At 71.8% G+C, this 16343-nt stretch carries 13 protein-coding genes; 4 read left to right on the top strand and 9 right to left on the bottom strand.

The window, feature by feature from the left end:
• Nucleotides 1-86 precede the first annotated feature (86 nt).
• A complete protein-coding gene (locus DVS28_RS21080) occupies nucleotides 87-2528 on the bottom strand; it encodes a neutral/alkaline non-lysosomal ceramidase N-terminal domain-containing protein (RefSeq protein ID WP_114593223.1) in 2442 nt (813 codons plus the stop codon).
• A 147-nt stretch (nucleotides 2529-2675) separates the two neighbouring features.
• Between DVS28_RS21080 and fbaA the strand changes: the two genes are divergently transcribed.
• Together fbaA and uvrA are read left to right on the top strand one after the other, a co-directional pair.
• Entirely contained in the window at nucleotides 2676-3710 is a 1035-nt protein-coding gene (fbaA, locus tag DVS28_RS21085; protein ID WP_114594324.1) for a class II fructose-bisphosphate aldolase, read from the top strand.
• Between the two features lie 100 nt (nucleotides 3711-3810).
• Nucleotides 3811-6309 (top strand): excinuclease ABC subunit UvrA, encoded by a 2499-nt coding sequence (uvrA, locus tag DVS28_RS21090; RefSeq protein ID WP_114593224.1) that lies wholly within the window; start codon nucleotides 3811-3813, stop codon nucleotides 6307-6309.
• Here uvrA and DVS28_RS28640 read toward each other — a convergent pair.
• From DVS28_RS28640 to DVS28_RS21120, 7 genes are all read right to left on the bottom strand, one after another.
• Nucleotides 6293-6565: a hypothetical protein gene (locus tag DVS28_RS28640; RefSeq protein WP_164710854.1), complete on the bottom strand. Its 273-nt coding sequence runs from the start codon at nucleotides 6563-6565 to the stop codon at nucleotides 6293-6295. The genes uvrA and DVS28_RS28640 overlap by 17 nt on opposite strands.
• 32 nt (nucleotides 6566-6597) lie before the next feature.
• Nucleotides 6598-7983, bottom strand: coding sequence for an FAD-binding oxidoreductase (locus tag DVS28_RS21095; protein ID WP_216826200.1), 1386 nt, complete (start codon nucleotides 7981-7983; stop codon nucleotides 6598-6600).
• A 106-nt stretch (nucleotides 7984-8089) separates the two neighbouring features.
• Nucleotides 8090-9508, bottom strand: a complete 1419-nt coding sequence (locus tag DVS28_RS21100) for an FAD-binding oxidoreductase (RefSeq protein ID WP_216826201.1) — start codon at nucleotides 9506-9508, stop codon at nucleotides 8090-8092.
• Complete coding sequence (locus DVS28_RS21105; RefSeq protein ID WP_164710855.1) at nucleotides 9483-11753, bottom strand: ATP-binding protein; 2271 nt, start codon at nucleotides 11751-11753, stop codon at nucleotides 9483-9485. Before DVS28_RS21105 ends, DVS28_RS21100 begins: the two co-directional genes overlap by 26 nt.
• Nucleotides 11754-11854: 101 nt before the next feature.
• On the bottom strand, nucleotides 11855-12385 hold the full coding sequence (locus tag DVS28_RS21110) for a hypothetical protein (RefSeq protein WP_114593227.1): 531 nt from the start codon (nucleotides 12383-12385) through the stop codon (nucleotides 11855-11857).
• Between the two features lie 147 nt (nucleotides 12386-12532).
• A complete protein-coding gene (locus DVS28_RS21115; RefSeq protein ID WP_216826202.1) occupies nucleotides 12533-12841 on the bottom strand; it encodes a type II toxin-antitoxin system PemK/MazF family toxin in 309 nt (102 codons plus the stop codon).
• On the bottom strand, nucleotides 12828-13058 hold the full coding sequence (locus DVS28_RS21120) for a type II toxin-antitoxin system CcdA family antitoxin (RefSeq protein WP_164710856.1): 231 nt from the start codon (nucleotides 13056-13058) through the stop codon (nucleotides 12828-12830). The genes DVS28_RS21115 and DVS28_RS21120 overlap by 14 nt, the downstream gene beginning before the upstream one ends.
• A gap of 158 nt (nucleotides 13059-13216) precedes the next feature.
• On the opposite strand from DVS28_RS21120, the gene DVS28_RS28645 reads away from it, so the two are divergent.
• Both DVS28_RS28645 and DVS28_RS21125 read left to right on the top strand, forming a co-directional pair.
• Nucleotides 13217-13378 carry a hypothetical protein gene (locus DVS28_RS28645; RefSeq protein ID WP_164710857.1) on the top strand — a complete coding sequence of 54 codons (162 nt, stop codon included), beginning with the start codon at nucleotides 13217-13219 and terminating at the stop codon, nucleotides 13376-13378.
• An 88-nt stretch (nucleotides 13379-13466) separates the two neighbouring features.
• Nucleotides 13467-15656, top strand: coding sequence for a putative bifunctional diguanylate cyclase/phosphodiesterase (locus tag DVS28_RS21125; protein ID WP_114593230.1), 2190 nt, complete (start codon nucleotides 13467-13469; stop codon nucleotides 15654-15656).
• A 57-nt stretch (nucleotides 15657-15713) separates the two neighbouring features.
• Here DVS28_RS21125 and DVS28_RS21130 read toward each other — a convergent pair whose 3' ends face one another.
• On the bottom strand, nucleotides 15714-16340 hold the full coding sequence (locus DVS28_RS21130; RefSeq protein WP_164710858.1) for a maleylpyruvate isomerase family mycothiol-dependent enzyme: 627 nt from the start codon (nucleotides 16338-16340) through the stop codon (nucleotides 15714-15716).
• Between the last annotated feature and the right edge of the window lie 3 nt (nucleotides 16341-16343).

Below are 16343 nucleotides of genomic sequence, written 5' to 3' on the forward strand. Positions count from 1 at the left end.
CGCGAGATCGACGCCGTGGGTTCCGACGGATGTGCCGAATCCACGACGGTCCGGGTACGGCAGCCCCCGGCGACCGCCCGCGAGCGTCAGCCGGTGGTGTTGCCCCACACGTCGACGCCGGTGACCGTCGGCAGGTCCGTCCCCGGGAGGGTCACCCGGTAGACCGCATGGATCGTGTTGGCGTCGACCTGCACGATCTCGGGAACCTGGTCGTCGGCGACGCCGGCCGCACCCTCGAACGTGACCTCACCGGCGCGGACGGGCGCCGGACGGTCCGCCGGCAGGTCCGCGTCGAGCAGCCGCCGGTTCGTCGGCACCGGGGTGTAGGCCAGCCGTGCGGTCACGACGTCGCCGTCACGGGTCACGTCGAGCACCTGGAGAGTGTCGGCAGGGCGCACGTCGAAGGGCGCGGAGGCCACCTCGTAGTCGCTGTCCAGCAGACCCGTGGACCCGGATGCGACGAACCGGTGGGTCCCCGCCGGCCAGTCCTTGGGTGGCTCGAAGTCGACCACCCACAGATGGGCATCGCCGGACAGCCGGTAGGTCAGCGCGTACTCGAACGGACGGTCCAGCGGTCGTCCGCCGCGGACGTCCGCCGCGACCCACTGGCCGTCGGCGTCCTGGCGCTGCAGCACGACCGTGGGCAGGTCCGCGACCGGGTCGCCACCCTCGAAGCGGAACGTGGTGGCGTCGAACCGGGTCACGTCGGCGGGCTGGGTGACGACGCGTCCGGGGCGTGGCGCGGGGACGACCGCGGCGGGCACCCAGGGACGCTGCACGTAGCTGATCTCGAGCTCGTCCTCGGGCATCGGGGCGCTGCCGTCCAGCGCCGCCATGACTGCCGCGGTGGCGTCGAGGATCCGGCCGCCCTGCTTCCAGCCCCAGAAGCTGGTGGTGCCCTCGACGCGGCCCATCAACCAGTCGGCTCGGCTGTCGGGGAGGATGTAGCCGACGTGGTCCTGGGCGTACCCGACGACGAACGTGTCAACCGGGTCGGTGGAGGATGCCTCGACCAGGCGCAGCCCCTGCTCGACCAGCGGCTCGCCGGGCTGGGTGATCAGCCGCAGGTCGCCGATGTCGGCGACGGTGACGCGGGTGTCGAGCGGCACGAAGGAGGCGTTCTCGGCGTGGCCGTTGTCGGCCAGGTCCCACGCGTCGGGAGCCGGTGCGGGGACGCAGTTCCGGTCGGTCGCAACCGTCTCGAGCACGGCGGTGTCGGCGTTGTTGCACTGGACCGCACCCCACTCGTGGGGGTACTCGTCCGCGGTGTAGCCCAGCGAGGCGCGGTCCAGCAGGATCCGCTGGCTGGCGACCTCGATGTCGGGGGCGGTCTGCCAGGTGTCGATGCCGTCGGCGAGGGCGCGAACCTGCCGTCCGAGCAGCTCACCGAACCGCTCGATGCGCTGCAGCGTCGGTCGGCCCCGTCCGTCACGATCGGCACGGGGACTGACGTCTCCGGCGGCGGACTGCACGTACATGGCCACGACAGGGGTGTCGTAGCTCGACTCCACCCAGCGCTCGGCACCGGCCGGTCCACCGCCGGAGAAGAAGTGGTTCTCGACGTCGAACATGATCCCGTGTGCGGCGAAGTTCATGACGACCGCGAGCGGAGCCACGACGGTGCCGGTCGACGGGTCGATCCGGTCGACGGTGATCACGCCGAGCCGGCGGCGGAACGCATCCTGCTCGGCGACGCGGGCGGCGTCCCACGGGTCACGGGGACGCCGGAAGGAGTTCAGCGAGTCGGGGTGGGTGTCGGCGCCCATCGTGTGGCCGATCCGGGCCGGACCCACGTTGCCAACGGCGTCGACGACGACGTCGGCCACGTCGTTGACCAGCCGGTCCAGGACCTCCGGCTGGAAGACGTCCATTGCCGCCCAGAAGTACCGGACGCTGTCGCCGGCGACCGCCCCGGGGCCGTGGTGGGAATGGGTGGCGGTCGGGACCAGCCCGTCGGCGACGTCGATGCCGGTGCGGTCCAGCACCCGCTGGGCGACGGCCAGGGTCAGCTCGTCGAGGCTGCCGATGGTGTCGGTCTTGACCAGGACACTCCAGTCGGTGCCGTCGAACAACGCGATGGCCTTGGCGGTCAGCGCGTCGTGGTAGCCGCGGCTGGGTGGGGAGATCGTCGCGAACGGCGAGTGGCCGGCACGCGCCTCGTCGGGGACGTGCACGATCGGGGTGCCGTCCTCGGAGACGCCGGCCGAGAGGTCGGTGTAGTGGGCGGGCGTCTGCGCGCCGAACAGCTCGCCACCGACGGGCGGGCGCAGGTACCCCCCGAGCGGGGTCCCGACGGGGACACGCAGCAGCCCCTCTGCCGCGCCGGCCACGAGCGGGGCGGCCGGCCCCTCGACTGGGTCGTTGTCCAACGTCGATCCCGACCCCGGGTCGGTGAGGACCGGCGGCCGCACGACCCGGTCGAGGTCGAGCGACGGCGACACGAGGGCCGTCGCGGGGGTCGCCACGACAGCGGTGATCGCAACGGTCGACAGCAGTCGGCGCAGGCGGAGGGTCGGCAACACGGCCATGGCGGGGTCCTCGGTGGGGTTCGGCTCTTCCCCACTTGGTTCGCCGCCGGACCGAGCACCTCCTCCCCGCCGACCCACCGGAGAAATGTTGCCCCCACCAACAAAAAGGGTTTGCTGCCCTCCTGTGCATTCGGCATGCTGCGTTCCATGCCCATCGCCACGCCTGAGTCCTACGCCGCCATGCTCGACCGCGCCAAGTCGGGAGGCTTCGCGTATCCCGCCATCAACGTGACGTCGTCGCAGACGCTCAGCGCGGCGCTCGCCGGGCTGGCCGAAGCCGGCAGCGACGGCATTCTGCAGGTGTCCACCGGCGGAGCCGGCTACTGGTCCGGCGGCAGCCGCAACGACATGGTCGTCGGCGGCCTGGCCTTCGCGGCCTGCGCCAAGGAGCTCGCGGCCCAGTACCCGATCGAGGTCGCGCTGCACACCGACCACTGCCCGCCGGACAAGCTCGACGGGTTCGTCAAGCCCCTGCTGGCGATCAGCCGCGAGCGTGTCGAGGCCGGCGGTCTGCCGCTGTTCCAGAGCCACATGTGGGACGGCTCGGCCGTCCCGCTGGCGGAGAACCTGCGCATCGGTGCGGAGCTGCTGGAGGCCTGCGCGGCCGCCAACATCATCCTCGAGGTCGAGGTCGGCGTCGTCGGCGGTGAGGAGGACGGCGTGGTCGCGGAGATCAACGAGCAGCTGTACACCTCTCCCCAGGACTACCTCGACACCGTGGCCGCCCTCGGTGTCGGCGAGAAGGGGCGCTACCTGCTTGCCGCCACGTTCGGCAACGTCCACGGCGTCTACAAGCCCGGCAACGTCACCCTGCGCCCCGAGATCCTTGCCGAGGGCCAGCGCGTCGCGGCCGAGCATCTCGACCAGCCGGAGGGGTCCAAGCCGTTCGACCTGGTCTTCCACGGCGGGTCGGGATCCGACCCGGCCGACATCGCCGCCGCGATCGGCCACGGTGTGGTGAAGATGAACATCGACACCGACACCCAGTACGCGTTCGCCCGGCCGGTGGCCGACCACATGTTCCGCAACTACGACGGCGTCCTCAAGGTCGACGGCGAGGTCGGGAACAAGAAGGTCTACGACCCCCGCGTGTGGGGCCGCGCCGCGGAGACGAGCATGGCTGCCCGGGTTGCCCAGGCCTGCGCCGACCTCGGCTCGGCCGGCAAGAGCCCGTCGGCCTGAGCCAGCCCCGCCTGAGCCAGCCCCGCCTGAGGCGGCACCAGCCGTCGCACGGACCCCCGTGGGCGGTTGACGGCCGGGTCGACGGGTACGCCTGCGGGCCATGACCTTCGACCCGACCGATCCGTACGTCCACGTCCGCGGCGCGCGCGAGCACAACCTCAAGCACGTCGACATCGACGTGCCTCGCGACGCGATGGTCGCCTTCACCGGCGTGTCGGGGTCCGGCAAGTCCTCGCTGGCCTTCGGCACCCTCTACGCCGAGGCGCAGCGCCGCTACTTCGAGTCCGTCGCGCCCTACGCCCGGCGGCTGCTGCAGCAGACCGGTGCGCCGCACGTGGAGGAGATCACCGGCCTGCCCCCGGCCGTGGCGCTGCAGCAACGCCGCGGCGCCCCGAGCTCGCGGTCCACGGTCGGGACCCTGACGACGCTGTCGAACCTCGTCCGGATGCTGTACTCGCGGGCCGGCACCTACCCCGAGGGGGCCGAGCGGCTGGAGGCCGAGTCGTTCTCGCCCAACACCACCGCCGGCGCCTGCCCGCGTTGTGGCGGGCTCGGTGTGGACCACGACGTCGCCGAGGACCTGATGGTCCCCGACACCACCCTCACGATCCGCGAGGGGGCGATCGCCGCCTGGCCGGGCGCCTGGCAGGGCAAGAACCTGCTGCGCATCACCAAGGCGGTGGGCATCGACGTCGACACCCCGTGGCGGGACCTCGCGAAGGATGACCGCGACTGGCTGCTGTACACCGACGAGCAGCCGAAGGTCCTGATCCGCAGGCGTGGAGAGCCCGACGACTCGACCGGCCGCGACTACCACGGCACGTTCTCCAGCGCCCGCCGGCACGTCCGGCACACCCTGGCCAACACCAAGAGCCAGATGATGCGCGACAAGGTCCTGGCCTTCGTGCGCAGCACCACCTGCGCGGCCTGCCACGGCACCGGACTGCAGACCGAATCGCTGCGGGTCACCTTCGGCGGCCTGACGATCGCGGAGATGAACGCCCTGTCGTTCACCGAGCTGGTGAAGGTACTGCGGCCGGTCGCCGAGCTCGTCGAGGTCGACGTCGCCACCTCGACAGCGGACTCCGGTGAGCGCACCGAGGTCGCCGTGCGGCTGTGCACCGACCTGCTGGCCCGGGTGCAGGTCCTGCTGGACCTCGGCCTCGGCTACCTGTCGATGGGACGGGTCTCCACGACGCTGTCGCCCGGTGAGACGCAGCGGCTGCGGATCGCCACCCAGCTGCGCTCGGGCCTGTTCGGCGTCGTCTACGTGCTGGACGAACCCTCGGCCGGGCTGCATCCGGCCGACGCCGAACCGTTGCTGGAGGTGCTGGAGCAGCTGAAGGCCTCGGGCAACTCGTTGTTCGTCGTCGAGCACGACATGGACGTGGTGCGTCGGGCCGACTGGGTCGTCGACCTCGGTCCGCTGGCCGGCGAGGCCGGCGGGCAGGTGCTGTACTCCGGCCCGGTCGACGGGCTGGAGGCGGTGGAGGAGTCCGCCACCGCCGCGTACCTGTTCGGGCGGGCCGCCTCGATCGAGGGACACGACCGTGACCCGCAGGGCTGGCTGCACCTGCGAGGGGTCAGCCGGCACAACCTGGTCGACCTCGACGTGGACGTGCCCCTGTGCGTCATGACCGCGGTGACCGGGGTGTCCGGGTCGGGCAAGTCCACCCTGGTCAGCCAGGTCCTGGCCGAGCTGGTCCGCCGTCATCTGGGGCAGGCCCCCGACGACGCCGAGGACACCGAGGTCCACCTCGACGTCGATGATGCAGAGGGCCTGGAGTCCTTCAACCGCTTGGTGCGTGTCGACCAGCGACCGATCGGCCGAACCCCACGATCCAACCTGGCCACCTACACCGGGCTGTTCGACGCCGTCCGCAAGCTGTACGCGGAGACGGCGGAGGCCCGGGCGCGGGGCTACTCCCCGGGACGGTTCTCCTTCAACGTGGCCGAGGGGCGATGCGAAACCTGTCAGGGCGAGGGGTTCGTCGAGGTCGAGCTGCTGTTCCTGCCCGGCACCTACGCGCCCTGCCCGACGTGTCATGGAGCCCGCTACGACGCCGCGACGCTGGAGATCACCTACCGCGATCGAAGCGTCGCCGACGTGCTGGCGATGTCGGTCGACGAAGCAGCGACGTTCCTCGCCGACGTGCCCTCCGCGGCACGCAGCCTGGGGACCCTCCAGGACGTGGGGCTGGGCTACCTGCGGCTGGGGCAGCCGGCGACGGAGCTGAGCGGCGGCGAGGCCCAGCGGATCAAGCTGGCCACCGAGCTGCAGCGCGCCCGCCGGGGGCACGCGCTGTACCTGCTGGACGAGCCGACGTCGGGGTTGCATCCCGCCGACGTCGCCCTGCTGCTGCGGCAGCTGCACCGGCTGGTCGACGCCGGCAACACTGTGGTCCTGGTCGAGCACGACCTGGACACCATCGCCAGCGTCGACCACGTCATCGACCTGGGACCCGGCGGCGGGGACGAGGGCGGTCGCGTGGTCGCCACGGGCACCCCGAGGGAGGTGTCCCGGGCGACGGGCAGCGCGACCGCCCCCTACCTTGCCCGACGGCTGGACCGCCGGGCCGTGGCTACTCCACGCTCGTGACCGCTGCCTCGATCGGTTGTTCGCTGCTCCCGAGATGGCCGAGCGGGGTGGCGTCGGGGTTGGCGTCCGCGGTCGCACAGCCGGCCAGCAGCAGCATGGCCAGGACGACGGCGTGGCGACGACGGGGTCGGGATGCGGTCCACCACACGAGACCGGGCCGGACGGGGACGTCGGCGGGCCGTGGCGGGGGGAACGGAACGGTCGGCGAGGGGGTTGTGGGCGAGGGATCCGGGGGCGGGGGAACGACAGTGTGCATGGGTCCTCCTTGGGACGAGTGGTGGGGTGACCTCAGTCGAGGTCCAGGACCCGGCCGAGCGCCATGACGCGGTCCGGGTCGTAGGTGCGCGTGGCTGCCCGCAGCCGGGCGATCGTCGGCTGGTCGTAGGCCACGACCAGGTCCTCCGGGGAGAAGGAGAAGTTGGGCAGCCGGTAGGTGCCGGTCCACGGGGTCATGGCGTCCAGGACCGCATGCCCGTGGTCCTGCAGGCCGGGCGTCCCGGCGATGCCGACCAGCAGGAGGGAGTACCCCTCCCCTCGCGAGCAGAAGGCCGAGGCTCCACGGCGTTCGTCGCGGACGGCACCGCCCAGCTGGCGGACCTCGACGAGGATCTGCGGGGACTGGGCCCCGGCGCCGGTGAGCGCGATCAGCGCGTCCACCGCATCCAGCGGCAGGTCGCGCAGGACCGTGCCGGCCTCGTGGGTCGGGATCGGGTCGAGCGGATCGGTGTGGACCGAGTCGATGGCGGTGTAGGGCTTGGTCGCGACGTCGTCGAGGATCACCGGGCCGGCGTTGCGCATCGCCTCGAACCAACGGGCACCTTCGTCGTCGTCGCCCGTCCACACGTAGCGGATCGAGACCGTCGTGCGTCCAGCCAGCGGCGGCGGGACCATGGGGTCATCGGCCGGCAGCTGGAACACCGCGAACGAGGTCGTCGCGACGGTGGGCAGCTGATCGGACCACGACTTCCAGCGGTGGAGCACGGAGGGGGCGTCAGCCGCGTCGAACCACAGCGAGCCGCCGTAGAACGTGGGCTGCCGCACCAGGTCGAACTCGACGGCGGTGACGATGCCGAGCATGCCCTTGCCGCCGCGCAGCCCGAAGAACAGCTCGGGGTGCTCGGTCGGCGTGACACGGCGCAGCAAGCCGTCACCGGTCACGACCTCGAAGGCGCGGACGCGGTCGCTGGCCAACCCGTGGGTTCGCGCCATCGGACCGAGTCCACCGCCGGTGGTGTAGCCGACGACGCCGACATCCGTGATGGATCCCGACAGCGGCGCGAGGCCAAGCGGCGCCGCCGCCTCGACGACGCGCAGCCACTTGACGCCGGCACCCACTCGGGCCCAGCCCTCGGGATGCACGACACACTCGTCGAGGCCCTTGGTGTCGACCAGGATCTGGCCGACCAGCGACGCCATCGGGCCATGGCCGGTGGCCTGCGGCGTGACCTGCAGGCCGTGGGCACGGGCGAACCGGACGGCTTCGACGACGTCGTCGTCGGTACGGGCGGCCAGCACCGCGTCGGGCAGGACGGGGATCGCGAGGTTCCACGGCTGGACCAGGGCGTCGTAGGCGGCGTCGCCACGAACGACGACGGGGCCGGTCGTACGCGCCGCGAGCAGCTCGTGGGGAACGGCGGGTGTGGGAGCGGGCGTGGGGGGCAGGAGCGTGGTCACGGGGATTCTCCGGAGGTCGGTGCGGATTCGATGTCCACACCGTCGGGCCCCCACTCGTGGCCGCCCTGTCACTCGCTGGGCGGTTCGCTCGTGTCTCGCTCGTGACCTACTCGCGAGCCCCCGATGCCCGGGATGCGCTCGTCCGGGCGGGCTCGTGGGGCAGGACGAACAAGCCGTTCGGGTCGGCGGCAGCCCGGATGGCGCGCAGCCGCTCCCACGACGACGGCGCCCATCCACGTTCCACGTCGACCTCGTCCTCGGCCATCGGCAGGTACACCGAGCGGTGGGCCCAGGGCCGCAGGGCCGCGAGGAGCTTCAGCGAGTCCGCCCGCTGGGCCGGCCACAGGGAGGGGTCCGGGTCGAGCCCGAGCCCGAGCAGCAGGAACCGCCCGCCCACCCGGTCGAGGGCGCCGGGACGCGACGAGGGTCGCCCGATCGCCCCACCGAGCTGGCGGATCTCGGTGGTGGTCAGGCGCGACCCGGAGGCAGGCCCGGCAGTGCGCAGGATGACGTCGATCGCCTCGTCGGAGAGCTCGTCGAGCAGGACGCTGTTGGCGTACGCCGGCGAGGGGTCGTCGGGTTCGAGGTGCAGCGTGGCGACGGACGCCGCCGGCACCACGTCCATGGTGTCCATCTGGGGGTCGATAGCGCGCAGCGGCTCGATGAGCGTCGCTCCCCGGGCCCCGTCGGACATGACGACGATGCCGATGACGACGACCTGCCGTCCACGCAGCACCTCGGGCACCTCCGGCACGTCCGGCACGTTGAACAGGCGCGCGATGCTGGTGACCTCCTCCGGGGCATCGGTGGCCCATCGCGCCCAGGTGCGGAGGGCCACCTCGGCGTGGTCGATGTCCCAGACGAGCATGCCGGCGTAGACGGTCTCCACCTCGAACAGGTCGAACGCCATGCCGGTGACGACACCGAAGCCGCCGCCGCCACCCCGTGCGGCCCACAGGAGGTCGGCGTGCTCGTCGTCGGTGGCACGGACGACGGTGCCGTCGGCCAGGACGACCTCGACCTCGGTCACGGTTCCCGACTGCAGGCCCAGGCGGCGGGAGTACCAGCTGATCCCGCCCCCAAGGGAGGACCCGACGACGCCGACGTCGCGGCTGGACATGTGGAGGCCCGCCAGGCCGACCGCGCCTGCCCGCCGGATGACGTCCCCCCAGCGGACACCCGCCCCCACCCAGGCCGATCGCCGTTCGCGGTCGATGGTCAGCTCCGTCATGGCCGAGGTTCGCAGCAGGACGGCGTCCCGCAGATCGCTGTCCAGGCTCAGCGCTCCGTGTCCGGTGCCCTGCGGGGCGACGCGCAGACCCAGCCGCGCGGCAGCACGGAGGACCTCGCTGACCTCCTCCGCGAACGCCGGGTAGACCACGGCCGCGGGGTGGGCGTCCACCAGCAGGTTCCACGGGATCCGCGCATCGTCGTAGCCCGGATCCCCCGGCAGGAACACGGCGCCGCCGCACAGCCCTCGCAGCTCGTCGTGGCGCTGGTCACGCGCTGGGGATGGGATCTGCACTCGGGGCTCCATGGTCCGGTTCGTCGAGGATGTCGACGAGCGCTCGTGACGGTCTCGTGGTCAACTCGTGGGATTCGGCTCCGGCGAGCTCGGCAAGGACGTCCTCGCGCTCCAGACCCAGCGCCGGCTCCTCCAGGGCGCGTTGCAGCAGCCGCCGCCCGAGGTCACCGGCGCCGCGGCCGAGGGCGTCCCTTGCCGCGGCTCGCAGCAGGGCCACCGTGGCCCCGTCGCCCCGGCGGGGTGCCTCCAGGGCGTGTGCGCCGAGCCGGTCCGGCGGGACTCCGAGGGGCCGCAGGACCGCGATCGCCCGTTCGTGGTGGATCGAGCGTTCCGCCGCCGACATCATCGCGTAGACGGCGTCGCCGACGACCGGGTGGACGAACCGCGGCGGGTCGTCGCGCAGCAGGTCGCTGCGCACCAGCAGGTCCAGGGCGTCGAGCATCCGCGCGTCCGACAGGTCGGCGATGCGCACGAGGGTGCCGATGTCGGCGTCCGTCCCGAGGACCGCCACCGACCGTGCGACCGCCACGGCGTCCGCGGGCATGCGGCGCAGCCGCAGCGACACCACGTCGCTGATCGCCCGGGACCCGAGAGCGCGGACGGTGTCGCAGTGGGACACGTCGGGGGGAATCGACTCACAGGCCAGCGCACCGAGGACCTGCTCGAGCAGGAGCGGGTTGCCGTCGGTCGTGCGGTGGCAGACGTCCACGAACGCCCCGGCGGCAGGGCCCAGCCGATCCTCCACCAGGGTGCGGGTGGCGTCGTGGGACAGCGGGGCCAGGCGAAGGTGGTGCCGACAGTCGACGACCAGCGCATCGACGAGGCCGTCGCCGACATCGGCCTCGCCCGGGCGGAGCGCGACGAGGATCGCCACGGGGTGGTCGGCGATGCGTTTGGCCAGGTAGGCGAGGAAGCGCATCGAGGCGACGTCGGTCCAGTGGAGGTCGTCGACGAGGATCAGCAACGGGCGGTCGGCCGCCACGGCCACGGTCAGGCGGAACAGGCTGTGCAGGACCGCGAAGCCGTCGACGTCGGAGTCGTCACAGACGTGCTGCAGGACGTCGCGGGCCAGCTCCGTGCCGTCGACCTGCACGGTCTCGGGCTGGCTGGGGTCCTCCACGAGGGGCTGGAACAGCTGTCGCACGACCCCGAACCCGAACGGTTGCTCCACGGCGCTGCTGCGTGCCGTGGCCACCGCCAGGCCGCGGCTGCGGGCCTCCCCGCTGGCGTGGGCCAGGAGCCGGGTCTTGCCCCGTCCCATAAGGCCCTCCAGCACGACGAGGCCGCCGCTGCCGTGGTCGAGACCATCGAGCAGGCCGTTGATGGTGTCGACCTCCTCGTCGCGCTCGACGAGAAGGCGCACGTCGGCCCCGGCGGCCGCAGGCCGTGGCGGATGCTGTGACGGGGGCATCGTGGTGGCCCGCGGCGGCGTCCGTTCGCCAGGGGGTGCTGGCGGCTCGGGAGGGGAGCCCGTGGCGTCGAGGGTGGTCGCCTGCAGCAGGACCTGCTGCTCGATGGCCCGCAGACCGGGTCCGGGGTCGACTCCGAGGGTGTCGGCGAGGGTCTCGCGTGCCCGACGCAGGGCGGCGAGGGCGTCGGCCTGTCGTTGGGCGCGGTACAGGCCGAGGGCCAGCAGTCGCCATCGCTCCTCGCGCAGCGGCGACTCCGCGACGAGGGCTTCGAGGTCGCCGATCAGGAGCGCGGGGTCGTCCAGCTCCAGCCGGGCGGCGAGCAACCGTTCACGGGCCAGGTCGCGCAGCTCGTGGAGGCGAACGATCTCGGGTGCTGCCCAGGGCTGGTCGTCGTACTCCGCGAACGCCGGTCCGGTCCACAGGTCCAGCGCCGCGCGGAGCTCCTCGGCGGCAGCGACCGGCCGGAGCCCCGCCGCCCGGGACACCGCCCGTTCGAAGCGCCAGGCGTCGACCGCGTCGTCGGCGACCCGCAGGGCGTAGCCACCACCGGCGCTCGCGATGACGGTCCCTCGACGTCGTGCCGCAGCAGCCGGTTCGAGGTGTCGACGGAGCAGGCTGATCGAGGACTGCACCGCTGCGACAACGTTGGCCGGCGGTGCCTCGGCCCACACCCAGTCGGCGAGGCGGTCCAGGTGGACGGCCTGCCCCCGGGCCACGACCAGCGCCGCCAGGACCGCTCGCTGTCGCTTGCCGCCCAACGGCAACACGACACCGTCCCGGGTCGCGGTGACCGCGCCCAGCACGTGCAGCTCCAGCGGTGCTGTCTCGCCCACCCCTCCTCCCGGGTCGGATCGACTGGCGCACTCTAGCGCCACGGCGAGCGCGAGGGCCAGAGGATTCGGAGGGCCACCCGCTACAGCCGAAACCGATCAGGTCACCCCGCGCCGGTGAGCACACGGCTGGCGGGAAGCGCCAGCAGGCCAGCTCTGATCGTCGGATCCGGGATGGACGTCGCGAGCTGATTCAGGGTGGTGGCACCCATCACCCACACCGTCTCCGCATCCTCCTCCCGGCCGCCGGCACGCAGGACGGTGGCGCACTCAACAGCGGTGTCGAGGGCAGCCACGAGGGCGAGACGCCCGTCGGAGCGGGTCTCGATTGCGCGAAACGCCAGCTCCGCGTGGCCGACAGCCTCGTCGAGGTTGCCGGCCGCCAGCAGGACCCGTGCGAGCAGCGCGCGGGCCGCGAGCAGCGTCGTTGGGGCGGTGGCCTGCTCGACACTCTCGACGAGCTCGCGGGCGCACAGCTCGGCCTGGACCAGCCGACCCTCCTCGAGCAGGATCCTGATCCAGGGGAACAAGGCGTACCGCAGCCACTCCACCTGCCGGCGCGTCCTTGCGGTCTCGACGGCGTCGGCGAACACGCGCTCGGCCTCGTCGTGCTCGCCGGCGCCCCGCAGCGCCATCCCGAGCGTGGCCTGGTTGCGGGCTGCGCCCCATCCGACCCAATGCGTGCGGAGGGTACCCCGTCCTCCCCACCATGGCGGAGGACGTGAGACCGGCAGTGCTGAACATGCCAGCCGGGGTCGAACGGACTTGGAGTGCGGAATCCGCTAGCAGCCAGCGGCGAACCGGTACGCGGCGCACACCTCGGCCATCACGTCCTCCGGGAGCGCCGTGATCCGGTCCACCATCGCATCAGCCGGGATCGTGAGCGTGTTGTCGAAGTTGGCGGCGCACCGCTGCGGCATGCCGACACCCTGGTCGAGAACGACCTCGGTGGGGATGTCGCGCACCGTGGTGGTCACGGGGGCGACCAAGAGGCTGCGCAGCCGGGGGATGAACCGCTCGCGGGTGAGGATCAGCACGGGCCGTCGCTTGTCGCCTGGCACGTCGGCCCACCACACCTCACCCCTGTGCATCAGCGTCCTCCCATGGGATGTGGGCAAGGTCATAGGTGGGGGTCGGCCGGTCGGCGCTGTCGTCGTGACCAGCCAGCCATCGTTGCTCCAACCGGTGGTCGATCAGCTCCCGCAGGGCCTCCTCCAACAGCGACGACACGTTGGTCTCCCCGGTCAGCGCCACCGCACGATCCAGGGTGTCCGGGTCGATGGTGGCTGAGATACGACGTTTCCCCATATGAACAAGCATATAGGTGTAGGCGGCACCGGCGGGCGCCAGAACTGGGGTGGCAGGACGGTCGAAGAAGCGGTTGAGAAACGGTCGGCTGCAACGGTGGGTGTGCACGGGCTGCTGTGAGGCGGACCGGCACGAACGCAGTTGCAGTCACACGGGCGGTGCTCACGCCGAACACGGCCGTCGCCCCACCCATCAACGACGCCACCTGCCGCACCGCAGACCGCACACCCATCACCATCCTCGGCCCCACCACCGTCATCAGCCACGACATCGCCGACGCCCTCACCCAACCCTGCTCCGTGAGCGACGGCTGGATGTGAAGGCCGGCGGTCCCGAACCGCGCGTTCCAGTGACGACAACCTCACTGAACGTTCGTCATCCTGCACGAGGTTCCCCTATCCTCGCACGGTGGAGCAGCAACGCCGCTGGCTGATGATGATGGTGCTGGGAGTACCGGTCCTGCTGAGCACGGCGGACCCGGTGCTGCTCGGAAGCGCCCATCGAGCGGTGCAGGTCGGAGCCCTGCTGGCCATCACCGCCGGCACGGCCTGGGGAGCGGTCCGCCATCGTCCGACCGTGCCCGCCGTGGGGGCGTTCATCGCGGGCGTCGTGGTGGCCAACGCCATCAACCTCGCACTCGAGCTCGACTCCATCGTGCTCGTCCTGGTCGGGTTCGCCTCCGGTCTCGGCGCCATCGGACTGATCCTGAGGGCGCGCCGACCTCGGTTCCGGCTGGTCACTGCCGTTGACGCGCTGGCTGTCACGGGAGCCCCGTTCACGATCGTCGCGCTCACCGCAACCACCCAGCCGTTGCCGCCGGACGCCCCGACCTTGCTGGTTGCCAACTTCGTCGTGCTGCTGCTGGTGGTCTTCACCATCTGCCTGCCCTACGAGGTCTCCCGATCACTCGTGATCGGGCTGGCCGCGATCTGCATGTCGACGTTCGCCGACATCGCCACCCTGCTGCATCACCCGTTCACCGCCGCAGGGACGAACTTCATGGCAGCGTTCCCGCTGCTGCTGCTGGCCGTCACCGTGATGCACCCGACGTTCACGAGGGTCACCACGCCGGTGCGGCTACCGGATCAGCGGCATCGGGTCGTTCGGGTCGTGCTGCTGTCCGGATCGATGGCCATCACCCTCTTGCTGGCACTCAGCGACGAACGGCTGCTCACCGACCGCGGTGTGCTGGCCGTGGCCACCCCGATGCTGCTTGCGGGCCTGATCACCTTCCGGATGGCCGGGTGGATCACGCTGCTGGACGGCGAGGCCCGCAGCCAACGGACGCGCCTCCGAACCGACCCGCTGACCGGGCTCCGGTCGCCCACCGGGCTGCACAGCTTCCTCGTGGACGCAGAGGTCGCGGGCCCGGTCCCCGGCTGGTCGATGGTGGTCGTCGACCTCGACGGATTCCGTCGTATCAATGACGCCTTCGGACTCGAGGGTGGCGACGCCACACTGCAGGCCGTGGCCACGACCCTGCGGGCGATCACCCCACCGGATGCAGGCCTCGCCCGCCTGGACGCAGACGAGTTCGCGATCGTCCTGCCGGGCGAGGACCTCGTCCGTGCCCGCCGCGTGGCCCTGACAGCAGTGGCAGCGATCAGGGAGTTGCTGAACACCGGCCCGACGCTCGGACGCCTGTCCCTCCGCGCCTCCGCCGGCATCGCGGTCGAGAACGATGGAGGCGCTGGCACCATCGATCGGTTGACCCACCGGGCACTCACCGCTGTCGGGCATGCCCAGCAGACCGGCAAGCAGGTCCTGGAGTTCGACCCGGCGATGACCACGGAGGCGTCCACGGACCTGGCGCTGCTCCGCGACCTCCAGCAGGCCCTCCAGACTGGTTCGGGACAGATCCGGCCGGCCTTCCAGCCGATCGTCGACCTGCGCACCGGTCGGATCGTGGCGGTGGAGGCCCTCGCGCGGTGGGTCCGTCCCGACGGCACCGCAGTCGAGCCGGATCGCTACATCGGCCTTGCCGAGGCCAGCGGCTGGATCGGCGCGCTCGGCCAGCGGATGCTGCAGCTGTCGTGCGAAGCCGGCGTGGCGCTCCGCCGGCAGCATCCCGACCTCCGCGTGCACGTCAACGTCTCACCGGTGGAGGCCGAGCAGCCGTCGTTCGTCCAGGCAACCCTTGCGACGATCCACCGGTCGGGGCTGCCGCTGGACGCGGTCGTCCTGGAGGTCACCGAGCAGGTGTTCCTCCCGCGCTCGGGGGCTGCGCTGGATGCGTTCCTCACCCTGGCCGGCGAGGGCGTGGCCCTGGCGCTGGACGACTTCGGCAGCGGGTACGCCTCGGTCGGCTACCTGTCGCGGCTGCCGCTGGCCTACATCAAGATCGACAAGTCGTTCACGGCCGAACTCGGATCGGAAGGGGCCCTGCTGGAGGATCTCATGCCCTTCCTCCGTGCACGCGGCCCGGTCATCATCGCCGAAGGCGTGGAGACCGACGTGCACCTCCGCAACCTCGAGCGCCTCGGCTGTGCGCTGGGGCAGGGGTGGCTGCTGGGGCGCCCGATCCTGCCCCTCGAGCCCGACGGCGATCCAGCGACGATCCTCGGGCTCGCAGTCGCCCAGCGCTTCGGCACCAGCTGACCGCGACCGCCCGGCCGTCCACCGGGCCCCGCCCAGTGGTCCGGCGTTGCCGAGTGGTCAGGCGTTGCCGAACCGCTGGCGGAACGTCTCCACGCCTGGACCGATCAGGGCCTCGACCGGAGCGCGGCGACCGTGAAGGGCCGAGGCCAGGTCGATCGCCTTTCCCCGGACAAGGTCACCCTCCCCGTGGGACCAGCGCAGGTCGGTCGCCTCGAAGCGCAGTCCGTCGATGCCGCCCGCCGGGTTGTAGTGGTCGCGGTTCTCGCCGACGACCTCGTCGAGGACGAGCCTCGTGGCGTCGGCGTTCGCCGGGTGCTCGAGCCCCAGCGGGAACGCGACGTCGTGGGGGTGCAGCACGACGTCGGCCAGCGCGTCGATCGGGCGGGCCCCGGGCGGCAGCTTCTGCAGTTCAGCGTTGTCGCGCAGCCCTGCGATCAGCTCCTCCGGCGCCTTGCGGCCGAGCTCCTTGCCGAGCTCGGCCGACGCCGCCGGGACGTCCCCTCCGTGCCGCCCGACCCGTTCCATCAGCTCTTCATCGGTGGTGTTCCAGATGAAGTTGATGTGTCCCATGGCCTCGCGGACGGTCCAGAGCTCGCACAGGCTCCGCGCCTGCCAGTGCTCGGGCTGAAGTGTCTCCAGGAAGTCCGCGGTCCGACGACGTTCTGCTGCAACGAGTCCCCACATGCG

The organism is Euzebya pacifica (genome assembly GCF_003344865.1).
Lineage (GTDB): Bacteria > Actinomycetota > Nitriliruptoria > Euzebyales > Euzebyaceae > Euzebya > Euzebya pacifica.

Bases quoted from the DNA above. Each gene is read 5' to 3' on its own strand.
- DVS28_RS28640 (WP_164710854.1), bottom strand. From the start codon at position 6,565: ATGCACACTGTCGTTCCCCCGCCCCCGGATCCCTCGCCCACAACCCCC.
- DVS28_RS21120 (WP_164710856.1), bottom strand. From the start codon at position 13,058: ATGGGGAAACGTCGTATCTCAGCCACCATCGACCCGGACACCCTGGAT.
- fbaA (WP_114594324.1), top strand. From the start codon at position 2,676: ATGCCCATCGCCACGCCTGAGTCCTACGCCGCCATGCTCGACCGCGCC.
- DVS28_RS21130 (WP_164710858.1), bottom strand. From the start codon at position 16,340: ATGTGGGGACTCGTTGCAGCAGAACGTCGTCGGACCGCGGACTTCCTG.
- DVS28_RS21115 (WP_216826202.1), bottom strand. From the start codon at position 12,841: ATGCACAGGGGTGAGGTGTGGTGGGCCGACGTGCCAGGCGACAAGCGA.
- uvrA (WP_114593224.1), top strand. From the start codon at position 3,811: ATGACCTTCGACCCGACCGATCCGTACGTCCACGTCCGCGGCGCGCGC.
- DVS28_RS21080 (WP_114593223.1), bottom strand. From the start codon at position 2,528: ATGGCCGTGTTGCCGACCCTCCGCCTGCGCCGACTGCTGTCGACCGTT.
- DVS28_RS21110 (WP_114593227.1), bottom strand. From the start codon at position 12,385: ATGGCGCTGCGGGGCGCCGGCGAGCACGACGAGGCCGAGCGCGTGTTC.